7 protein-coding genes are annotated in these 6000 nt (G+C 66.3%); 1 reads left to right on the top strand and 6 read right to left on the bottom strand.

The window, feature by feature from the left end:
• Window positions 1–89 precede the first annotated feature (89 nt).
• Genes J6500_RS28795 through J6500_RS28805 form a run of 3 tightly spaced genes read right to left on the bottom strand, consistent with a single transcriptional unit; the run spans window position 90 to window position 2770 of the window.
• On the bottom strand, window positions 90–1526 hold the full coding sequence (locus tag J6500_RS28795) for a TIGR01777 family oxidoreductase (RefSeq protein ID WP_225716083.1): 1437 nt from the start codon (window positions 1524–1526) through the stop codon (window positions 90–92).
• Window positions 1523–2188 carry a DUF4166 domain-containing protein gene (locus J6500_RS28800; RefSeq protein WP_225716084.1) on the bottom strand — a complete coding sequence of 222 codons (666 nt, stop codon included), beginning with the start codon at window positions 2186–2188 and terminating at the stop codon, window positions 1523–1525. The genes J6500_RS28795 and J6500_RS28800 overlap by 4 nt, the downstream gene beginning before the upstream one ends.
• Before the next feature lie 24 nt (window positions 2189–2212).
• Entirely contained in the window at window positions 2213–2770 is a 558-nt protein-coding gene (locus tag J6500_RS28805) for a GbsR/MarR family transcriptional regulator (RefSeq protein WP_225716085.1), read from the bottom strand.
• Window positions 2771–2943: 173 nt separating this feature from the next.
• Between J6500_RS28805 and J6500_RS28810 the strand changes: the two genes are divergently transcribed.
• A complete protein-coding gene (locus tag J6500_RS28810; protein WP_225716086.1) occupies window positions 2944–3756 on the top strand; it encodes a class I SAM-dependent methyltransferase in 813 nt (270 codons plus the stop codon).
• Here J6500_RS28810 and J6500_RS28815 read toward each other — a convergent pair.
• From J6500_RS28815 to J6500_RS28825, 3 genes are all read right to left on the bottom strand, one after another.
• Window positions 3753–4055 carry an acylphosphatase gene (locus J6500_RS28815; protein ID WP_225716087.1) on the bottom strand — a complete coding sequence of 101 codons (303 nt, stop codon included), beginning with the start codon at window positions 4053–4055 and terminating at the stop codon, window positions 3753–3755. The genes J6500_RS28810 and J6500_RS28815 overlap by 4 nt on opposite strands.
• Window positions 4052–4918, bottom strand: coding sequence for an isocitrate lyase/PEP mutase family protein (locus tag J6500_RS28820; RefSeq protein WP_225716088.1), 867 nt, complete (start codon window positions 4916–4918; stop codon window positions 4052–4054). Before J6500_RS28820 ends, J6500_RS28815 begins: the two co-directional genes overlap by 4 nt.
• A 141-nt stretch (window positions 4919–5059) precedes the next feature.
• A partial coding sequence (locus J6500_RS28825) for a biotin/lipoyl-containing protein (RefSeq protein WP_225716089.1) occupies window positions 5060–6000 on the bottom strand: 941 nt, incomplete at its 5' end.

Here is a 6000-nt window from a genome sequence, read left to right on the forward strand (position 1 = left end):
CCTGGTCCTGCCGCACATCCGGCGGGGACGAAGATCCAGGCATCCAGCGAGCCCGCCTTTGACGGTCGCCGACGTCATGCCGGTCTCTCCTACAAGATCGTCTCGAACGCGCTGCGCAGGGTTTCATGCCGGAACACAAAGCCGTTGCTCAGCGCCTTGTTCGGCAGCACGCGCTGGCCGCCGAGCAGGAGTTCGTTGGCGAAGTCGCCGCCCAGAGTTCGCAGCAGCGCCCCGGGAACGCGGAAAATCGTGGGACGGTGCAGGCGACGGCCGAGCTCCTCGGTGAACGTGGTGTTGGTGACGGGGATCGGCGCGGTCGCGTTGATCGGACCGGACAGTTCGGGCGTGGCGATCACATGCGCGATCAGGCGTACCAGATCATCGCGTTCGATCCACGACATCCACTGCTTGCCCGAGCCGAGCGGGCCGCCGAGCCCGAACTCGAACGGCGTCAGCATCCGCGTGATGAAGCCGCCATCGGTGCCGATCACGAGGCCGATCCGCAGGAAAGCGACGCGCACGCCGTGATCGGCGGCAGGCTTTGCTGCAGTCTCCCAGGCCTCGCACAGCTCGTGGCTGAAGCAGGCATGGGACTTTGCGGATTCCGTCAGCACCTGATCCTGCCATAGCCCGTACCAGCCGATCGCGGAGCCGTTCACCAGCACCGACGGCTTGCGCTCGAGCCGCGCGATCAGCCTGACGACATCGGCGGTCATGTCGATGCGCGAGGCCAGAATCTCGCGGCGCTTGGCTTCGGTCCACAGGCCGTTGCCGATCGGCTCGCCCGCGAGATTGACGATCGCGTCGATCCTGGTGTCGGCAGGCAGCTGGTCGAGGCTGGTGATCAGGTTGATCGGCGGCGGCAGCATTTCGGTCTTGGCGGGATTGCGGATCAGCGCAATCACCTGATGACCCGAGGCGGTAAGGCTTGCGACCAGGCGGCTGCCGATAAAGCCGGTCGCGCCGGTGACGAGTACGGTCTGCCGCGCCGGCAGCTTCTCCACCAGCGTTGCCGACGGCACCGAGGTCATCCGCCCAAGCCGCCTCGCGGCGGCAAAATCCCTGATACCGCACAGCGCGGCACCGACCGCCGAGGCGGCCGCGATGATGCTGAGCCAGCCGGCATAGGCGAGCACGACACCGGTCGGCCGCATCGCCCAGCCGATCAGCACCGGCAGCAGCAGCACGAGGATGGCGCCATAGTTGACCGCGAGCAGCGTATGATTGATCCGCTCGCTCGGCGGCAGCTTGCGGCTCAGATCCTCCTCGACGAAATCCATCAGCGTGATCACGACCTCGACCACCAGCACCGCGATGATGGCGATCGCGAAGATGCCGTGCACCTCAAGCCAGCCGAGCACGAGGAACAGCAGCGCATAGAGCATATTGCGCATGGCGTGCAGTTTCAGCTCGTAGCGCTGCGAGGGACGCCAGGCCAGCCGCTCGGTGAATTCGTGGTGATAAAAGGTGTCGAACACGCCCATCGCGATCTGGACGGCGATGAGGATCCAAAGCAGCGGCGTCATGACGAGGCCTCCCTGAACACGGCCGACTGGCGCAGCAGCCGGCCAAAACGCGGGTGGATGATCTCGAGCGTGAAGCGGAAGTCGCCGCCGCCGAGATCGGAATGGGTCACTGTGAGGTCGCCGGGGGTCAGCCATTCGGGCAGCCGCAGCCGGAACGGACCAAGCTGCAACGCATAGAACACGCTATGGAACACCAGCGCCTCATGCTCGACCGCGATGCGCAGCGCCATGCTGACGCCGAAGCCGACATATTCCTCGAGACCGGTCGGGCCGGCGAAGCGCTTGGCGGAGTGAATGACCTGCGGGAAGCCGTCGCGGCGCGCGCAGATGCGGGTCCAGACCTGGCCGCCGCTCGCCGCGTCCTCGGTGACCGTGACGATCATCGGCACGCCCGTCTCGCTGCCAGTCGGAAGCGGTCCGCCGATCAGGCGTGCCGCCTGCGCCACCCACCAGCCGGGACGGCTGAAGCTGGCCTCGTCGACCTCGCCGACATAGACGACGGTGTTGCCGTCCTCGAAGCGCTTCGAAAATCGCCGCCAGATAGCGACCGGCAGGCGGCCCCAATCCTCATCCGACAGCAAAGCGCGGAAGCGGTGGTCGTCGAGCAATTTGGTATCGGAAGCCGGCGATGTCCTTAAAGCGGGTATCCTTGCTGACGCCATCGCACACTCCCGTTGCCGCCGTCCCTATTTGGCTCTGCCTGCCGGCAGAAAACTCACGATCTTCTCGCCGAGCTTGATCAGCGCGACCAGACGCGGCCGCGGCACCTTCAGCATCTGCTCGTACCAGCGGTCGACCAGCTCGGTGAAACCCAGCATCTCCTTCAGCCGCTTGCTGGCGACCGGGCTGATCGCCGGATCGTCGGCAGCGTCGGACACGCAGGCGCGCAGCGCCGCGATGGCCGGATCGATCTCGCGTTCCTTGCGTCCGGCAGCGATCTTCGCTGCGACCTCCCAGATATCCGTCTCGGCCTCGAAATGATCGCGGCGGTCGCCGAGGATCGGCACGCGTCGGATCAGCCCCCAGGACAGCAATTCCTTGATCGAGTTGGAGACGTTGGAGCGCGCCATGCCGAGCGTGTCGGCGATGTCCTCTGCGGTCATCGGCGCCTCCGCCAGATAGAGCAGCCCGTGGATCTGGCTGACCGAGCGGTTGACGCCCCATTGGTCGCCCATGTCGCCCCAATGCAGGATGAAGCGCTCGACGACTGCGGGGAGTTTCTTCTTGCCGGTTATTTCTGTCATGACAGAAATATCAGACAATTCGGATTGAAAGTCAACGGGCGGATGCCACTGCGCCGGAACTCCGCTGCGGCGCCGGTCCGGGTGTTGGCGCGGCCTGGTCACTGCGTCATACTTCGAAGGCTTGGCCCGTGACGGCGAGGATCGGCCACTCGCCTTTCGCAAAGGAACACGTCATGACTGCTCCCTCTTCCGACAACGTGTTTTCGGGATCGGTCCCGCAGGTCTACGACCGCCTGATGGTGCCGATGATCTTCGCGCCCTATGCCCGCGATCTCGCGCAGCGCATCAAGCGCCACCGGCCGCGCGACCTGCTGGAGATCGCGGCCGGCACCGGCGCCGTCACGACGGTGCTGGCCGCCGAATTGCCCGACACGCAGATCACGGCAACCGATCTCAACGAGCCGATGCTGGCGCAGGCCAGGACACACCTCGCGGGCAACGCGAACGTCACCTGGCAGCAGGCCGATGCGCTGGCGCTGCCGTTTGGCGATACGAACTTCGACATCGTCGCCTGCCAGTTCGGCGTGATGTTCTTCCCCGACCGCGTCAAGGGCTATGCCGAAGCACGGCGTGTGCTCAGGCGGGGCGGCCGGTTCCTCTTCAACGTTTGGGACAGGATCGAGGAGAACGATTTCGCCGACGTGATGCAGCAGGCGATGCATCAGGTGTTTCCGGCCAACCCGCCGCTATTCATGGCACGGACGCCGCACGGCTATCACGATCCGGCGCGCATCCGTGAGGACCTGACGGCCGCCGGCTTTGGCGACATCCAGATCGAGACGGTCACCCATCGCAGTCCCGCTGCCTCGGCGCACGATGCCGCCATCGCCTACTGTCAGGGTACCCCGATGCGCGGCGAGATCGAGGCGCGGGGTACGCCCGGCCTCGAGGCCACAACGCAGCGTGTAGCAGAGGCGCTGGCGAACCGCTTCGGCAACGGTGCTATCGACGGGAAGATTCAGGCGCTGGTGATCTCGGCGGCTTAGACCGTCGGCAGAAATGCGAACCGCTCGCCTGCCCCGCGCAGGTTCAACAGGTCGGACGTGCCAGCATCTACCTGCATATCGTTCACGCGCGCCGATGACGGCCCACGACGGCAGGCCGTGATCAACTCGGCAACGACAGCGTCGGGTCCCGCAAACACCGCCTCGACACTGCCGTCGCGGCGGTTGCGCACCCAGCCTTCGAGACCGCGCATCGTGGCTTCGGAATGCACCCAGGCCCGATAGCCGACGCCCTGAACGCGGCCGCTGATGGTGACGTGGCGGATGACGCTGCCGCTCATTTCGTGAGGCCCAGGAACTCGCCGCTACGCGCCTTCGTCTCCGCTTCGCGCATCGCGCGACTGGTCAATTCGGCCGAGGCGATCCCTTTCAGGTTCTTCGGCGAGGTGCCCTCGCGCAGCGCCTTCAGCGTCTCGTAGACGGCTTGCGTCGCGGCGGCGAACGGCGCGTGGCCTTGCAGTGCGATCCTGACGCGCTGGCTGGCCAGATAGTCCGGCGCGGTCATCTCCTCCGGCGCGCCGCCGAGCACGATCGGCAGCGTCGTCGCGGCCGAGATCGCCTCCAGTTCGCCGCGCGACTTGATACCGGTGAAGAACAGCCCGTCGACGCCGACCGCCTCATAAGCCCTGGCGCGTGCGATCGCGTCGTCGAGACTGGTGATCGAGACGGCGCCGGTGCGGCCGAGGATGACGAGCGATGGATCGCTGCGGCCGTCGAGCGCTCCCTTCATCTTGCCGACGCCCTCCTCCAGCGAGATCAGCTGCGGCTTCGCCTGCCCGAATGCCTGGGGCAGCAGCGTGTCCTCGATGGTCAGGCCGGCGGTGCCGGCGGCCTCCAGCTCCTGCACGGTGCGGCGAACGTTGAGCGCATTGCCGTAGCCATGGTCGGCGTCAACTACGAACGGCAGCGTCGAGGCGCGCGACATCCGGCGCACCTGCTCGGCCAGTTCGGTGAGCGTGATCAGCGCGATGTCGGGGTCGCCGAGCACCGCGAGCGAGGCCACCGAGCCGCCGAACATGCCGAGCTCGAAGCCGAGATCCTCCGCGATCCGAATTGAGGTCGCGTCATAGACCGAGCCCGGACGGATGCAGGTCGATCCGTTGAGGATTGCGCGCAGTGCTTCGCGGCGTTTGCGGAAGGCCATGGTTTTTCTTCTCCATCCGCGTCATTGCGAGGAGCTCGCGACAAAATTGCGAAGCAATTTTGCGCTGAAGCGACGAAGCAATCCATCCAGCAGCGTGTGCGGTGAGACGGATTGCCTCGCTTCGCTCGCAATGACGAAGCTTCAAGCGAACTCCAGGATCAGTGCGTCAACCGCCAGCGTGGCGCCGGCCGCGGCGTGGATCTTCTTCACCGTGCCGTCGCGCTCGGCGCGCAGCACGTTCTGCATCTTCATGGCTTCGACCACGGCCAGCGTCTCGCCGGCCTTGACCTCCTGGCCTTCGGCCACCGCGATCGAGACCACGAGGCCCGGCATCGGACACAGCAGCTTCTTGCCGGTGTCGGCGGCCGAGACCACCGGCATCAGCCGCGCCGAGGTTGCCTCGGTCTCGGTGAAGACATAGACCGGGACCTCAAAACCTTGATGCGCGAGGCGGAAGCCGTTGCTGATCGCGCGGACCTGCAACGCGACGTAATTGCCGTCGATAGTACCCTGCCAGACCGGATCGCCGGGCACCCAGCTCGAGACGAGATTGTGCGGGTTGCCCGGCAGCCCGTCGGTGCCGACGAAGCGCACCGCGATGGCATCGGCCTCGCGCGCGACATCGAGCGCGATCTCGTCACGATCGAGCCACACCGCGCGGCGGCGTTCGCGCTGCACGACGCGGCCGCCCATCTGGCCGGAGATCTGCCGCTTGCGCTCGCCCAGCACGTGATCGATCGCGGCACCGACCGCGGCGAGCCTCCGCGCAATCTCACCCTCGGGGGGCCGTGCGGAGAATCCCTTCGGAAACTCTTCGGCGATGAATCCGGTCGAGAGTCGGCCCTCGCGCCAGCGCGGGTGATTCATCAGCGCCGACAGGAACGGGATGTTGTGCCTGATGCCGTCGACGTAGAACGCATCGAGCGCGGTCGCCTGCGCCTCGATCGCCGCCGCGCGCGACGGCGCGTGGGTGACGAGCTTGGCGATCATCGGATCGTAATGGATCGAGATCTCGCCGCCCTCCTGCACACCGGTGTCGTTGCGGATGGTGACGCCGTCATGGCTGGCCTCCGCCGGCGGAC

The organism is Bradyrhizobium semiaridum, assembly GCF_020329505.1.
Taxonomy (GTDB): Bacteria; Pseudomonadota; Alphaproteobacteria; order Rhizobiales; family Xanthobacteraceae; genus Bradyrhizobium; species Bradyrhizobium semiaridum.